This window comes from Milkweed yellows phytoplasma str. MW1, from assembly GCF_000309485.1.
Classification (GTDB): domain Bacteria; phylum Bacillota_I; class Bacilli_A; order Acholeplasmatales; family Acholeplasmataceae; genus Phytoplasma.
Genome location: NZ_AKIL01000033.1, coordinates 1 through 16,918, shown reverse-complemented (window position 1 = coordinate 16,918; position 16,918 = coordinate 1). Strand labels below are relative to the sequence as shown.

Here is a 16,918-nt window from a genome sequence, read left to right as displayed (position 1 = left end):
ATCTGCTACATATAAAAATCTTTTTTCTTTTTATTTTATAAAAAAAGTATCAATTTAAGGAAAAAGTCCGTTTTTATAGTAAAAAAGAAATTTGGACCAAAAACATTAATAGTTGTTTGGTTCCGAAATTTCTTTTTGATAATGAACTAAAGATTGTTGATAAACTTGGATGATTTTTTGAGCAAATATTTCTTGACTATAAATGGCGACTGATTCTTTAGCTTTAAGAGCTAATTTTTGCCTTTCTTGAGGGGCTTGAAATAAAAGAGTTAACTTCTCTTTATTAATTCTTCTTGAGTGTGGTAAAATAAACCATTTTCGCCCTCTTGAATAACACCTTCCAACACTGGATCATAACGCACTAACAAAGGCAAAGAAGCGGCCAGAGCTTCAATATAAGTTAATCCTTGTGTTTCAAATAAAGAAGCATTAAGGAAAACATCGCCTAATTGATAATATAAACCCAATTGTTGATAAGCCACAAAACCTAAAAAAATTATTTTATCAGTTAAACCGAGTTTTTTAACTTTTTTGGTTAAATTAATTTTATCTGGGCCATCGCCAATAATAACAAACTTACTTTGAGGATGGTTAAGATGAAACACAGTAAAACCTTCGATTAAATAATTAATCTCTTTTTCTTCAGATAATCTGCCTACATAAAGACAAATAAAATCATCTTTTAAACCTAGTTTTTCTTTTAATTGGCGAAGTTCTTCAGAAGATATATTTTCTTGATAAAAAAGCTTTAAATTAAAACCAGTAGGAATAACGTGATAATTACTTTCGATAGGATAACGCTCTTGTAAAAAATTAAGCACTTTAGGGGTCGGAACAATAACCGCCTCTACGGCGGAAATATATTTAGTCAATAACTTATCAAAATATTTTATAATAGTTTTTTTCCACATTTTTAACCAAAAGTTTTGGTTCATTTCGATGAATTCAATATACATCGTGTGAAAAGTATAAACAACAGGTAAATTAAGTTTTTTTGCTGTATAAAGAGCTAAAGAACCAATGCCAAATTCAGTGTGTAGATGGATAATATCTAAATTTAGATCTTTTAATAAAGGTAGATATTTCTTATAACTAACCACCCAACAAAAACCTTTTAAAGCTTTTATAGGAACTGGCAAACCTTTGATCCTGATAATATGAGGATCTTTTTCTTCTTTTATTTGTGGCGAATTAGGGGTGATAATATAAACTTCATGCCCTAAAGCTTCTAAACCTAATTTTAAAGATTTAACAGAAACCACAACGCCACTAATTAATGGTTCATATGAATCTGTAAAAAGACCTATTTTCATTTTTATACCTTCTAATTCTTCGCATTATTTACTAACATAAAAGATATTGCCGCCTTTTTTATTCATCAAAATGATGATTCTGTTTTTGTAAAGTAGAAGCTAAACTTTCCACTTTTTTAAACGAAGGATGTTTGATGTCTAATTTTTTTATTCCGTAAGGAGGCAAAAAAGAAATAGTGATTAAAGGCATTTTGATTTCTATGACTGTTCCACGACCAAAGGTATTATGTTCTACTTTATCGCCTATTTGGTATAAAAAAGCTTGATGAGGATTAGATGGTCTAATTTTCATAGTTTTATTAAAATAAGCATTATTAAGATTAGTTAGAGGAAAATTCATTTCTTTCACAAAAGAAGAAATTTCTAATTTCACAAATTGCCCGTATTTCATTCTTTGCGCGACACTAGTAAGATATAAACGTTCTTTCGCTCTTGTAATAGCGACATAAGCTAGACGTCTTTCTTCTTCTAAATCAAAAGTATCGTCAGGATCTTTACTATTGTTTAAAGGGAAAATATTTTCTTCAAAACCAATAATGAAAACCACTTTAAATTCCATCCCTTTTACTTTGTGGACAGTAGCCAATTTAACTTGATCATCGCCATCTCTTTTATCTTGACTATATAAAGATATTTGATCTAATAATTGTTTTAATTTTTCCAATATAGTTCCTTCGAATTCTGTGTTCGCTGAAGCGAACACATTTTTAAATTCTTGGATATAATCTAGAGCGTTTTGAGTTTCTAAAGAATCCGGCTTTTCTCTTAAAGTATCAGAATAACCAACTGTTTTATCCACATAATCCACTATTTCTTCTAATTTATTAAAAGAATGGGAATGTAGTTTATCTTTCATTTTTTGGATTAAAGTTTGAAAAGAAACAATATGTTTGATAATGTTGGAATCAGGAGGATAATGGTTTAAGGCTGTAAAGAAAGAAAGGTTTTGATTTTGACTGATTTCTTCGATTTTTTGAAAAGTTACTTTACCTATTTTTCTGCTCGGAACATTAATGATTCTTTGGAGGTAAAAATTTTGATCAGTATCCATTAAGACTTTTAAATAAGCTATTAAATCTTTAATTTCTTTTCTTTGGTAAAAAGAGATATTGCCTAATATCTTATAAGGAATCCCTTTTTTCATTAAATTATTTTCAAAGAGCCTTTCTAAAGTATTATAACGATATAAAATAGCGACATCTCCCATAACGATATTGGTTTTTAACGCTAATCGATCAATTTCTTTAATGACAAAATCAGCTTCCAAATTAGCGTTCATAAATTGGTTAAAAAAGACCTCTGATCCATCACCTAAAGAACTTTTTAATTCTTTGCCGAAACCATTATGATTTTTTTTAATCAATAAATTCGCTTTTTTTAAAATATTATTAGTAGAACGATAATTCTGTTCTAAAATAATTTTTTTAGCTTGAAAATCTTGCACAAAAAGATCGTTATTTTCTTTACTAGCGCCTCTAAAAGAATAAATATTTTGATCCGGATCTCCTACAGCGAATAAATTATGATGTTTTTCGGCTAAAAGTTTTAAAATTTGGTATTGATGGAAATCAGTATCTTGAAATTCATCGACTAAAACATGCAGAAACTTATTTTGGTAAAAAGTTCTAATTTCAGGATAATTTAAGAATAATTCATAAGTATAAATGATTAAATCATCAAAATCGATTAAATTATTATTTTTTAAATAAGTTTGATAAGCATTATATATTTTTTCAATATGATGATCCATCGGAGGAGCATCTTTTCTATGAGGATTTTTTGTTTTAATTAGATAAATTTGTTTTCTTAAACAAGAAGGCAAGTATTTTTCAGAATCTAAATTAAGCGCTTTAACAACATCTTTAATAATTTTTTTAGAATCGTTATCATCTACAATATTAAAGCGCGAATCATAACTGTATGACAAACGATGGATAAAACGTTTTAAAACTTGAAAACCAAAAGCATGAAACGTATAAATATTAAGAAGAGCTGCATTAGGAATTTGGATAATATTTTGCACCCTATTTTTCATTTCTTTAGCCGCATTATTAGTAAAAGTAATAGCTAAAAATTTATCATAAGAAATGTTTAAATGTTGAATTAAATAAGCTATTCGACTAGTTAAAGTTTTGGTTTTACCTGTTCCCGCCCCAGCGATAACATAAAGAGCTCCTTCTGTATAAATAACAGCTTTTTTTTGTTGTGGATTTAATGTTTCTAACCATGATTTTTCTAACAACATGAGTACCTTCTTGTCTTTGTGAAAATGATTTTTTTATTGTAAAAAGAGTAATATTGCAAAAAGATGATGGACAATAACTACTTTGTAACGTAATAATATTATAACAAAATAAGCTACCTTTTTATAAAGGATAATTGCTTATTTGTTGGTCTCATTCATGAGTTTCCTCTGCTTAATGTCTCAACGCGAACTTAAATTTTCTCTTTCGCCTTTGCCGCGATGAGGCGGTGCACCGAATGTATTTCAACATTGGCTTTAAGTTTTCATGACTCTACTACTATGGTCTGCTGTCTCCTTGCCTCTATTCGCCATGTTTTACTGTTGCCAGTGAGGTTTAGGGGATAAGAAGTTGCTTCTAAATATCTGCTAAAATAAACGATTTTAAGCGAGCTGACTTTGGTTTTTTAACCGGTTATAATGACCGGATAGGCAAAATCCGTTTAGTCAGTTAGGCGAGGAAGTTGTCGATTTAATGACTGCAATCCGAAGATGTCGTGATTTTAATATACTCATCAAAATATATATTAATTGCCTTAGTGTTATTTCAGTCCTTTTCCGTGGCGTTGGTTTATTCTTGCGAAATCCTATTGTCCGTTAGATTTTGGAATTAATCCGCTTTCAGGTTCTGCTGCTGTAACTCTGACTTCTTTCGAATATCAGACCCGAACCAGTGAATTCGACTATTAGAAAGTCGTGCAGTTTCGTTAAATCTGCTGATATTTAGGCATCTTTCTCGCCATGATGATGATTGTCGTAAACAAGCAACGAAGATTATGAAAGAAAATAAGTCATTATTAGATAAAATAGCTAATTTGCTTTTAGAAAAAGAAATTATCAACAAAGAAAAACTAAACTAATTTATTCAACAACTTCATTAATTATTAATTTTAAAGCCCAAAAAGAGTTTTAATGCATCAACAATATTTGCAAAACACAAAAAAGATACCATACAAAGAAAAAACCATCCTTAAAGATGGTTTCATTATGATTTATACCTTGCAGCAAATTTTTTTCATTTCTTTTTTCAAAATAAATAAATTATTTTTTTTGCTGAATTTTATCATTTAACATCGAAACAAATGCTTCTACAGAAACGTTATTTTGTTTATTATCGCCGTATTCTCGATAAGTCAAACGATTGCTAATTAACTCTTGATCGCCAATAACAATTTGGAAAGGAATTTTGGTTTTTTGAGATTCTCTAATTTTATACCCTAAAGTAGCTTCTTTATTGTTAATTTCTACTCTTAAATTGTGTTTCAATAAAATTTCTTGTATTTTTTTAGTATGTTCTAAATGTAATTGAGCATTAACAGGTATTAAAACAACTTGTAAAGGGGTTAACCATAAAGGAAAAACACCTTTATTTTGTTCAATTAAATAAGCTAAAAAGCGTTCTATTGTGGAAATAACTGCTCTATGGATCACGATAGGAGCATGTTCTTTACTATCTTCACCAATATAAGTTAATTTAAATCTTTGCGGCAACAGAAAATCTAATTGAATAGTGGATAAAGTTTCCTCATTGCATAAAGCAGTTAAAACTTGGACATCTAATTTAGGGCCATAAAAAGCAGCATCACCTTTTTGCTCTTTATATTTGATGTTTAAACCATTTAAAATTTCTTTTAAGATAGATTCAGATTTATGCCACATATTATCATCATCAAAATATTTATCTTTATTTTCTGGATCTCTGGTGCTTAAATTGAAAAAATAATCCGTAATATTAAAATCTTTATAAACTTCAAAAATTAAACTCATAATTTTAACAAATTCGGTTTTAATTTGTTCTTGAGTGATAAAGATATGAGCGTCATTTAAGGTCATTTCTCTTACTCTTTGCAAACCTGAAACAGCTCCAGAATGTTCATATCTATGCATCATTCCTAATTCAGCGATTTTAAGAGGTAAATCTTTATAACTACGTAATTGTTGTTTAAAAATCATCATATGATGAGGACAATTCATCGGTCTTAAAACCAGTTTTTCTTCTTTTTTTAATTCCATAATAGGGAACATATTATCTTTATAAAGCTCTAAATGTCCTGATTCTTCGTATAATTTAGTATTAGCTATAATAGGAGTATAAACATGTTGATAACCATAAGATAATTCTTTATCTACAATATATCTTTCTAAAATACGACGTATAGTAGCGCCTTTAGGTAACCAAAAAGGTAAACCCGCTCCTACTTCAGGAGACAACATAAAGTAATTTTGTTCTTTATTGATGTGTTTGTGGTCTCTTTGTTTTCTTTCTAATAATAAATTTAAATAATTTTTCAAATCTAGCCTGTGAAAGAAAGAAATACCATAAATTCTTGTTAAAGCTTTGTTTTTAACACTGCCTTGAAAATAGGAACCAGATGTTTTTAACAATTTAAAATGTTTGATAAATTTAGTATTAGTCAGATGGATGCCGCGACAAAGATCAGTAAATTCACCTTGAGTATAAACGCTTAAAATAGGGTCTTTAATATTTTTTAATATAGTTTGTTTGTAAATATTATCAGCAAATAACTTTTCTGCTTCTTCGTAGCTAACTTCTTTTCTCACAATAGCTAATTTTTCTTGTGAAATAGTTTGCATCATTTTTTCGATTGTCGCAAAATCATTTTCCGAAACGACTGAATTTTGAAAATCGATATCATAATAAAAACCTTCTTTAATGGTTGGACCGAAAACCAAAAGAGCTTCAGGATAAAGCCTTTTAATCGCTTGGGCCATTAAATGAGCAGTACTATGGTTTAAAATTTCCAAACTTTTTTCATGTTTTTCTATCATGATTTCTAAAGTGCCATCTTCTTCTAAAGGACGGTTTAACTCGATCGCTTTTTCGTTAAATAAAGCGGCTATTGGTTTAGTAGAAAAACTTAAATTTTGTTGTTGAATGATTTCAACAGGAGTAATTCCTTTAGGAAAAGATTCTATTACATCATTATTAAAACGTATTTTAATCATAAAGCTAAATACTCTAGTCCTTTCTTTTATTCAATACTATAAATTATACATAAAAACCTGTTTAAAAAAACTATTTTCCTAAACAAAAATTAGAAAATAATTCATCCATTAAGGTTTCATTAATATTGTTGCCTACAATAGAACCTAAAGCCACATAAGCTTCTTTTAAAGAAATAATATGAATATCTATCGGAATTTGTTGATCAATATCTATAATAACATTTTTTAAAGCTTGCAAAGCATTTTTCATTTGTTGGATATGTCTAGAATTAGATAAATAATTAAAGTTTTTTTCTTCAATCAGGTCTAATTGAAAAATTTTTAAAATTTTATCTTTGAGTTGTTCAATCCCTTCTTTGGTGATGTTAGAAATAAAAACAATTTCTTCTTCTAAAAAAGAAAAATTCATTTCAGAAGGTAAATCGGATTTACTACCGATTAAAATACGTGGATGGTTTTTAGTCGTTTCTAGTAATTCTTTATCTTCTTGGCTTAAAGGACGACTTTGATCTAATAATAATAAAACCAATTCCGCCTCTTTGAAGAATTTTTTAGACAGTAAAACGCCCATTTTTTCCAAAGGATCATCAGTTTCTCTAATTCCTGCAGTATCAATTAAATTTAAAGAAATGCCTTTAATATTAACATGTACATCTAAAAAATCTCTAGTAGTTCCAGCTATATCAGAAACAATCGCTCTTTTTTCGTCTAAAATAGCGTTTAATAAGCTCGATTTGCCCACATTAGGTTTGCCAATAATTAAAGTCTTAATACCTTCTTTTAAAAAACGCGTTGTTACAGAATGATCTAAAATATCTTGCATACTTTTAATTAAACGATGAACTTCTGGTAAAATAATATCATTAGTCATCATTTGAATATCTTCGTATTCAGGATAATCAATGTTAACTTCGATTTTACTGATTAAACTTAAAATATCTTTACTTAGATTTTCTATGAGTTCAGACGTTTTTTTTTGTAAACCTAGATGCGATAATTTAACAGCATGCTCGTTTTGAGCATGAATCAAATCCATAATAGATTCTGCTTGGATTAAATCTATTTTACCATTTAAAAAGGCTTTTTTACTAAATTCGCCTGGTTCAGCTATTCTAATGTTTAAGGATAAAATTCTTTCCAATAAAAGTTGAGTAATTAAAATACCACCATGCCCGTGCACTTCTATTACATCCTCACCAGTGAAAGAATGAGGCTTTTTAAAAACTGACACTAAAACCTCATCTAAAATATCGCTTTTATGGTCTAGAATGTAACCATGATGAATAGTATGAGAAGGAACTTCTTTTAAAGTAAAATTTTTTTTAGGACTTTTGAAAATTTGGTCTATACTTTCGATCGCTTTAGCGCCACTGATTCTGATAATGCTGATTCCTCCTGTTCCTAAAGGAGTGGAAATAGCAACAATAGTTTCTTCGTACATGACTTCACCACACTTTTTTTATTTATTAACTTTCTGCACTTATGTTAAAGGCTTCTTCTTGTTTAAACTCTTTAATGGATTGTTTTAATGAATTAATTATTTCATCAATATTCTCTTGAGATTTCACAAAAGCACCACAAGCTCTTAAATGTCCTCCGCCGCCAAATTTACTTACAATATGGTTAATTTTAGGACCGGCAGAACGGATGCTTAATTTCCATTCTTGATTAGACATCTCTACGATAAAAGCCCAAACAGGATAATCTGCAACATTACTATAAATATTAACTATAGAAAAAATTTCATCAATACTAAAGTTAAATTTTTTAATGATTTCTTGTGAAATTTGAATATAAATTAAACCATCTTCGGCGATAAAATTTTCACAAATATAACCTTTTAATTTTAACATTTGTAAACTTTGCGTGTTGATTTTTTTATCTATCTCAAAAGCGTTAAATTCAAATTGCAACAATTCTGAAGCCATTTGTAAAGTTTTATCCGTTACCCTATCGAAACGGAAATTACCGGTATCAGTTACTATTCCTACATACATCGGCATCGCTCCTTTAAGACTTATTTTATAGTTATGATATTCTTTAAAAGTATAAATCATTTCGGAACAAGAAGCGAATTGAGGTTCTACCCATTGATAATTGCCATACTCTTCCATTGATAAATGATGATCTATTCGGATAATCATTTTACCTAATTTATATCTTTGATCACTAATAATATTAGCGTTACCAGAATCAACCACGATTGATAAAGCGCCTTGGTAAGTTTCATCTGTGATAGAATCCATGTCTCCTAAAAAAGCCATTTTAGGATTAACCTCTCCTACGGCATAAACCTTTTTATGAGGATAGTTTTCTTGAATAATATCTTTAAGACCTAATTGAGAACCGTAACAATCTCCATCCGGTCTTTTGTGTCCGTGAATGATAATGGTATCAAAATTAATAATTTGTTGTTTAATAAAATCCATTATGCTTATGAGCATCTCTCTTTCATTGTTTTTTGTAATTAATTATCATTAATGATTAATGTTTTTTATGTAAGATTAATTAGTCTCTATTCTTGTAGCAGCTTGTGCGCATAAAGATTTGATTTCGTTTTTCAATGCATCCTTTGTTATACTTTGATCAATAGCCAATACATAAGTAAATAATTCGGATAAAACAGTTCGTAAAAAGTTTGAATTAGAAAAAATAGGTGTTTCAAAAAACATTTTTTCTTCTTGTTTATCGTCTGTTTTTTGATTATTGTAGGCATATTGTAAAGAAGCAAAATGAAGGGTATTCGGTTCTATAGTTATTGGACTAGACTTAGAAGGGTCATTTATTTTGTTGTCCACTTTGTTAAAAATATCTGGGCTTGTGATGTTTAAACCCCCTGTGGCGTTTAACAAGTCAATAAGGTTTTCTTGAGAAGTTAAAGTTTTTAAAAATAACCAAGAAGCTAACATTTCATCTTTTTCAGAAGAATAAAACATATTTATATTAGCGCCTTGCATCACATTTTTATATTTACATTCTTCTTTCATTAACGTTAACAAAGGAACCTTTGATAAACCTACATTTTTCAAATCGCTTTCTTGAACTTTATGAACCATTCTTGTAGAATCAATAAAAATGCTGCTCTTTTTTTGACAAAACATATCTAAAGCTTTTTGTTCGCCGTTCATTTTCGAAGTAGTCATATAACCTGTATTGTAAAATTTTTCTTTAAAATATTTGATGACTTCTTGTACTTTTTCTCCTCTTAAAAATTCTTCAGCTTCTTTTTGAGTTGTTGGAAATTTTATTCCCGATTGTTGAAAAGCAGTATTCAATAAATTTGCTTCGCTACCGAGCACTATCGGAATAAAGCCGTTTACGTTTTTTTTTAATTCTTTCATTTTTTCGGCAATGATTTCTAATTGTTCCCAAGTTAAGCCTTTTGATTCATCTTTTGGGGAAATAACACCATTTTCATCGATGACTACGTCTGGAAGGTCACGGTTTAAAACGTTGCGACAGTCTTTAAACATATCTTTATTATAGAAAAGTGTTTCAGTTGTTTTGCTAAAAGGGAAACTGTAATAATGTTCTCCTCCATCATATCCATGTTCTAATGTATTTTTTTTCAAATAAGTTGTGTAAAATTGACCTTTAATGTTTGCATCATCTCCTTGCATAAAAATATCTAAAGGCACTACCTTATGAGATTTAGAATAAAATTCCACATGATCGGGATACGAAAAAACTAAATTAGGTTGTTTATTAACCGGCAATGCGTTAGCTACGCTTTTAGCGATATTACCCCAGTTTGATTTATTAACTTCTTTAATTTTAATGCTACGATATGTTTTTTCAAATTGTTTAATAACTTTATCTAAAACCTCTTTTTCTTCTGGGTATAAATTATGCCAAAAAACAATTTCTATCTTTTTATCAGGATCGTTGAAATATTTTTGTTGTTGATCTGCCTTTTTAAACTGTTTTTCAACTAAAGTTTTCAAATCATCATATTCTTTTTGATAAAATTTTTTATCCTTAGGTGAAGCGAACAAATGGGCAATATAAATCAATATAAAGATGGACAAAAAAAATAAACCAATAAATAAACTATTTTTTTTAAAATTATCCTTTGATGCCACTTTTATTTTCCCCAGATATAATGTATTTTTTTGCAAAAATAAAAATTAATAATAATGGTAAATTAATCAAAACAGAAACCGCCATTTGTAGGTGCAACTGATCGATACCACTTTCTCCGTCAAATGTTTTTCTTATCATATTAGTTAATAATTGACCTCCTACTAATTCTGGCCAAGAATAAGCATTCCAAGCCGCTACTGTTCTAAAAATAACAGTCACAATAATCGAAGATTTAGTGATGGGAATTAATATTTTCCAAAGGTATTCCCAATCGGTAGTACCGTCTATTTTAGAAGTATAATACAATTCTTTAGGAACGCGTTGAAAAGCCTGCATAATTAAAAATACATGAACCACGTTAATTAAATAAGGTAACACCATAGCGAAAGTAACCCCTAAAGGGAAGGAAGCGCCGTTGCCAGTATCAACCATCCCCAATTGAGCTATAGTACGGAAATTAGCCAATACTAAGGTTTCACTAGCAATCATCATCGCTATAAATAAAAGAGCGACAATAGTTTTTTGGAAAGAGAAATTCAAAATACTTAAAGCGAAAGCTGCCAAAACAGCGAATAAAGTTCCTAAAGTGGTAGAAATGATAACCATCAATAAAGTGTTTAAAAAGTATTTAATAAATTTAAAATTTTGTATTCGAAAAACTTCTTGATAATTTTTCCATTCCCAACTTTTAGGCAACATTAAAGCGTTATTTGTTTCTATATCGGCTTTATTTTTTAAAGATGTAATAACCATCACATAAAAAGGAAAGGTCAAAAACAGAAGAACTGAAAACAAAAAACTAAATTTCATAATAGAAAAAAAATTAATTTTATGCTTCAATTTGAATTTTTGTATTTTTTCCCATGTGTTTTTAAAAAAAGATTTTATTTTACTCATTTTTTCTTTCTTCGCTATCTACTTTCGATAATTTATTTTTTTCTTTTTTTGTAATACAAAACTAATTGTTGTAAATAAAACAGAAAAAAATAATAATATAACAGCTGCTGCTGCACCTTTAGAATAAGAATTATAATTAGGACTATTGATTTGAGAATAAATATAACCCACAATAGTTTGAATTCTATAATCAGCGTTTTTACCGAAAACTCCGACAACAGTTTCATATTCTTTCATGATTGTCAATAATTCAATAATAAATTGATAAAAAAGCACTGGTGCCAATAAAGGCAATACTATTTTAATAAAAATGCGCCATTTGGATGCCCCATCAATTTTCGCAGCATCATAATAAGATTTATTAATATCTTGTAAAGCTAATACGAAAACAAAAAATTTAAAAGGTAGTCTGTACCATATGTTATAAAAAATAATAACAAACATTTTATTCATATAAGGAGCAGAAATATTAATCCAATTTTTAGGTTTTATTCCAAAAAGACTTAAAAAATTATTAAATAAGCCTTCTGGCTTATTAATAGAAGGGATGTTATTGTGGTAAAAAAAGGAACTAAAAATCATGCCCATAATAACCGTATTAGCTAGCAATGGTAAAAAGAAAAAAGTTTTAAAAAGATCTTTTAAATAATGATTATAAACGCTATTCAAAGCTAAAGCGATAACTAAAGCAAAGGTTAAAGAAATAGGGACTGCTAAAAGGACCAAAACTAAAGTATTTCTAAGAGAGTAACGAAACTCCACATCACGAAGCACTTTATCATAATTCTGGAAACTTAATAAGTCCGTTTTACTAAAAGAATCGCTAAATTTTTGGTAATCGCCATTAAAAGAAATAATGATATTTTTAATTAAAGGAAAAAAAGAAAACAAAGTTAAAGCAATTAAAGTAGGAGCTAAATAAAACCAATGTTTATTTTTTTTGTGACCTGCAATTTCTAACATTTATAAAATCCTACTACCATCAGTTTTATCAAAAACAAAGCATCTATGTTCCATAATGTTAAAACGGACGGTGGTTTTATTAATATGAGCGAAATTCAATTCTTTTTGTTTATAAGTAGGGATGATAATTTGAAAAATTGTATGCAAAGATTCTGATTTTTTAGCCAATAAAACAGTTTCTCTGCCGAGACTTTCAATCGCTATTCCTTGAACTTCAAAAATACCTTTTTCCTCTAAAATATAACCTTCTGGTCTGATAGCTATATGAACGTCTTTTTTTTGTCCTTTTAATTGTGATTTATTAAAAAGCACTGTATTGCCAACTTTAACCTCACCATCATCTATATTGCCGTTAAAAATATTAATATGAGGAACACCTAAGAAAGAGGCTACAAATAAATTGGCAGGATTGTTATAAATTTCTCTAGGAACATCTGTTTGTTGGATATAACCTTTATTCATCACATATATTTTATCACTCATATACATCGCTTCTTCTTGATCGTGTGTGACAAAAACAGCAGTAATTTTGGTCTTTTTTTGTATTCTTCTAATTTCGTCTCTCATTTTAAAACGTAATCTAGTATCTAAATTAGATAAAGGTTCATCTAATAACAACACTTTAGGGTTTTTAATCAAAGCACGAGCGATAGCGACTCTTTGTTGTTGGCCGCCAGAAAGTTCTCCTGGTTTTTTATCTAAATATTCTTCTACAGAAGTTAAAACCGCTATTCTATCTACTTCTTCTTGTATTTTTTCTTTAGGCATTTTTAAATTTTGCAAAGGAAACATAATATTTTGTTTCACTGTCATATGCGGGTATAAGGAGTAATTTTGAAAGACCAAACCTACTCCTCTTTTTTCAGGAGGAAGATGGGTCACATTTTGGTCTTCAAAAAAAATTTCCCCTTCATTAACTTTTAAAAGTCCAGCAATCATATAAAGAATAGTGGATTTACCACAACCGGAAGGCCCTAAAAGACTCACTAATTCGCCTTTTTTAATTTCTAAATTTAAGTCCTTAATTGCATAAGTTTGTTTTTTAGTTTGTTGATTTGTAAAAATTTTGGAAACATTTTTCATTATAATTCCCATGATCGTTTTTTATTAGTATCCTTTTTTTGATTTTGTTTTTATTAAAGTTAAAAAGAAATATTATTCGGTACTCTTGGAAAAGCAATGACATCTCTAACATTGTCTAAACCAGTTAAATAAAGCATTAACCTTTCAAAACCTAAGCCGAAACCGGAATGAACGCATGTACCGAAACGACGTAAATCTAAATACCATTCTAAGTCTTGTTGGGAAATATTAAAAGCTTTTATTTTAGCTTGCAAAACTTCTAAGTTTTCTTCTCTTTGTGAACCGCCAATTAATTCACCTACTTTAGGGACTAAAAGATCCATAGCAGCTACTGTTTTATTATCAGGATTATTTTTCATGTAAAACGCTTTAATTTCTTTAGGCCAATTGATCACAAAAACAGGCGCTTTAAAAACCGTATCCGTTAAATATTTTTCATGTTCTGTAGCTAAATCGCCGCCATAAAAAGGTTTTTGTTCAAAATTTACTTCACTTTTTAATAAAAGATTAATTGTTTCTTCGTACGTTATTTGTGGAAATTTTTCCAAAGTAGCTATAGTGGTTAATCTTTGAATTAAACCGTTTTCGACGTTTTGATCTAAAAATTCAAAATCTTTTTGACTCTTTTCTAAAGAATAAGAAATCACACTTTGGAGCATTTTTTGAGCCATTGCTATATTCTGTCCTAAATCATAAAAAGCCATTTCTGGCTCTACCATCCAAAATTCAGACATATGACGTTGAGTATGAGAATTTTCCGCTCTAAAAGTAGGGGAAAAAGTATAAACTTTACTAAAAGCGGTCGCGAAAGCTTCAGCTTCTAATTGACCCGTTACAGTTAAATAAGCCGGTTGTCCGAAAAAATCTTGTTTATAATCGATTTGTTTATTGGCGTTTAAAGGGACTTTGTTTAAATCCAAAGTTGTAACTTGAAATAATTGACCCGCTCCTTCGCCATCACTACCAGTTAAGATGGGTGTATGCACGTTAATAAATCCTTCTTGTTGAAAAAAATGATGAATAGCCATAGAAACTGTGTTACGAAGGCGAAAAACTGCCCCAAAGAGATTAGTTCTTAATCTGAGATGAGCCACTGTACGCAAAAACTCTTTAGAATGTTTTTTAGGTTGAATAGGATACTCATAAGAACTATTGCCTAAAATATGTATTTGAGAAACTAACAATTCAAAAGGTTTTTTAGCTTGAGGAGTAGCGACTAAAACACCTTCCGCTTTTACAGCAGTTCCTATCGTCAAAGAGTCTTTAATCTCGTTTAAATCAATCCCTTCATATTCTTTTAAAACTATTTGCAAGTCATCTACAAAAGTGCCATCATTTAAATCAATAAAAATAAATTTTTTTTGAAAACGACCATTTTTTATCCAACCATTAATGGTGATCTTTTTGTTTAAATAAAGAGCATAATCAGTATAAATATCTTTAACAGAACACATTTTTTATCTCCCGCCAATAAAATAAAATAATTATTAACATTTTAAAAAATTTTTTTAATTCTTCATCAGAATCTTAACAAAATCATCAAATCATATTTTTTTATTCAAATCAAATTATAATGTTTCCATGGAAAAGAATCATTTTATCAATAATTATTAAAATAATGCATAAATAGATAAAAAGAAAATCAAACTAAAAAAGATAAAAGTTTTCTTTCATACCAAATATAAGATAAATACGTTGTTTTATCGATATTCAGGTTTTAAAAACTAATTTTATAATAAGATTTCATTAACTACCTATTTAAGAGTTTTAATAATCATTAAAAATTAGGAAAAATTTAAAAACTTTTTTGCAAACAAATAAATATAATTCACTTAAATTATAAGTTATTTTATATATAATTGTCAAGTTATTTTTCACGAATTAACTTTAACAAATGTGTCTGTAGAGTTTATCATAGAGAAGATAAATAAATCCTTTTCTTGCCATAATGAAAGAAATTAGGTCATTAATCTATTCGCAGAGAAATGCATACATCAACGATATTGTCTTCATTATATAGTTTTTTATGTTATTAATTTTTGCCCTCAAATTATTGCAAAAAAACCTATAATAGAGACATAAATACAAAAGTAAATTATTTTTAAGCATACATCAAGAATCTATTAATTATGTTTTTGCTCAACAATAATCAAAGAAAGAAAAAAGGCAAGAAAAAATGAAACTCAAAGAATTGGAGATAAATAAAAAATACATTATAACCGCTATAACACATCTTCCATATTGATATTATGTTTTATTTTAGGGCTAATTATGTTTTATCAGACACCCCCGACAATTAACTCCGAAAAACAATGTTGGAATTCATGAAAAATATGAAAATACAGATGATTATGACAACGATTTAAAATAATGGAAAAAACAATGTTATATAAAACAAGGAGAACATAAAGGCAGAGAAATCATTGAAAAAACCTCCAAAACGAAAATTCCTCTGATTACGTTTATTAGCGGCATGAAAGATTACACTTTATTAGATGAAATAGCCGACTATTTCCGATGCTAATTATAAAGAAATTATAGATTTAATAGTTTATAAGGCAGCTTTTTGATAAATTAAGTAATTATAAAAATTTCTTATATTGATATATAAAAAGTTATTATGAAAAAAGCAAAGGATTTAACAATGAAAAAGAAAGTTTTATATAAACAATATTTACGTTTTGATTTGTTACAAGGTAATTGACAAGTCGACAAGCCTTTTCATAAATTGGTTATCTCTCACAAAACCTTTCATTTGTTAGAAGGAGAAGTGATGTTAATCATTATTATGGATTTATACAACCAAGAAATTTTTTCTTTTTACTTTTGGAATAATGAAAGCATTTTAAACAATGCCATCAAAACCCTTTAACCGTTTAGGTGTCAATAATAGTCCTTTTACCACTATTTTACATTGCAATAGAGAATATCAGTATTTCCGTATTCCTTTTGTTAATTTAGTGGAGAAATTAGGTTATGTGTTAAGTATATTGAATATGATATAGAAAATTTTGATAATCAACTTATTTTAGAGTTTTTTTACGATAATATGATAAAAGAAATGACCAATAATAGGGAATTAACTTACGCCAAAGAAGGACCTTTTGTTGCGAAAGATTTTAAAAAATATTTAAGATATTATAATTACGAAAAAAAAGCGTATTTTTTCAACAACGAAACACCTCAATAATACAGAGAAAAACGTTTCCCTAATTTATTCCAAGAAAATAATTTTTAATTACTTTCTATAAAAAAATCACAAAAATACTTTTTAAAAAAACAAGCTTTTTTAATTTAATATAATCAAAAAATTTAATAACTAATCACAAAAAAAAGTTCTTTTTCGTCGGGACTTGTTTTTTTTTTTTTT

Annotated in this window: 12 protein-coding genes; 2 read left to right on the top strand and 10 right to left on the bottom strand. The window is 28.5% G+C overall.

Annotated elements, in window-relative coordinates:
* Window positions 1–269: 269 nt before the first annotated feature.
* From RI76_RS00545 to asnS, 10 genes are all read right to left on the bottom strand, one after another.
* Entirely contained in the window at window positions 270–1,313 is a 1,044-nt protein-coding gene (locus RI76_RS00545; protein ID WP_017192175.1) for a glycosyltransferase, read from the bottom strand.
* 58 nt (window positions 1,314–1,371) lie between these two features.
* A complete protein-coding gene (locus RI76_RS00540; protein ID WP_026072026.1) occupies window positions 1,372–3,558 on the bottom strand; it encodes an ATP-dependent helicase in 2,187 nt (728 codons plus the stop codon).
* Between the two features lie 1,038 nt (window positions 3,559–4,596).
* Window positions 4,597–6,522 (bottom strand): threonine--tRNA ligase, encoded by a 1,926-nt coding sequence (thrS, locus tag RI76_RS00535; protein ID WP_017192172.1) that lies wholly within the window; start codon window positions 6,520–6,522, stop codon window positions 4,597–4,599.
* 70 nt (window positions 6,523–6,592) lie between these two features.
* A complete protein-coding gene (gene mnmE, locus RI76_RS00530) occupies window positions 6,593–7,963 on the bottom strand; it encodes a tRNA uridine-5-carboxymethylaminomethyl(34) synthesis GTPase MnmE (RefSeq protein ID WP_017192171.1) in 1,371 nt (456 codons plus the stop codon).
* A gap of 25 nt (window positions 7,964–7,988) precedes the next feature.
* Window positions 7,989–8,951 carry a DHH family phosphoesterase gene (locus tag RI76_RS00525; RefSeq protein WP_017192170.1) on the bottom strand — a complete coding sequence of 321 codons (963 nt, stop codon included), beginning with the start codon at window positions 8,949–8,951 and terminating at the stop codon, window positions 7,989–7,991.
* A gap of 75 nt (window positions 8,952–9,026) precedes the next feature.
* Complete coding sequence (locus RI76_RS00520; protein ID WP_017192169.1) at window positions 9,027–10,604, bottom strand: ABC transporter substrate-binding protein; 1,578 nt, start codon at window positions 10,602–10,604, stop codon at window positions 9,027–9,029.
* Entirely contained in the window at window positions 10,588–11,502 is a 915-nt protein-coding gene (locus tag RI76_RS00515; RefSeq protein WP_017192168.1) for a carbohydrate ABC transporter permease, read from the bottom strand. The genes RI76_RS00520 and RI76_RS00515 overlap by 17 nt, the downstream gene beginning before the upstream one ends.
* Before the next feature lie 18 nt (window positions 11,503–11,520).
* The gene (locus RI76_RS00510; RefSeq protein ID WP_017192167.1) at window positions 11,521–12,465 is read right to left on the bottom strand and encodes a carbohydrate ABC transporter permease; all 945 of its coding nucleotides are present in this window, start codon (window positions 12,463–12,465) and stop codon (window positions 11,521–11,523) included.
* On the bottom strand, window positions 12,466–13,560 hold the full coding sequence (locus RI76_RS00505) for an ABC transporter ATP-binding protein (RefSeq protein ID WP_017192166.1): 1,095 nt from the start codon (window positions 13,558–13,560) through the stop codon (window positions 12,466–12,468). It lies immediately after the preceding gene.
* Window positions 13,561–13,607: 47 nt separating this feature from the next.
* Window positions 13,608–15,002: an asparagine--tRNA ligase gene (gene asnS / locus RI76_RS00500; RefSeq protein ID WP_017192165.1), complete on the bottom strand. Its 1,395-nt coding sequence runs from the start codon at window positions 15,000–15,002 to the stop codon at window positions 13,608–13,610.
* A gap of 1,398 nt (window positions 15,003–16,400) precedes the next feature.
* Here asnS and RI76_RS03070 point away from each other — a divergent pair.
* Both RI76_RS03070 and RI76_RS03065 read left to right on the top strand, forming a co-directional pair.
* Window positions 16,401–16,553, top strand: a complete 153-nt coding sequence (locus RI76_RS03070) for a hypothetical protein (protein WP_161598582.1) — start codon at window positions 16,401–16,403, stop codon at window positions 16,551–16,553.
* 44 nt (window positions 16,554–16,597) lie between these two features.
* Window positions 16,598–16,738, top strand: coding sequence for a hypothetical protein (locus tag RI76_RS03065; RefSeq protein ID WP_161598581.1), 141 nt, complete (start codon window positions 16,598–16,600; stop codon window positions 16,736–16,738).
* Window positions 16,739–16,918: the final 180 nt, after the last annotated feature.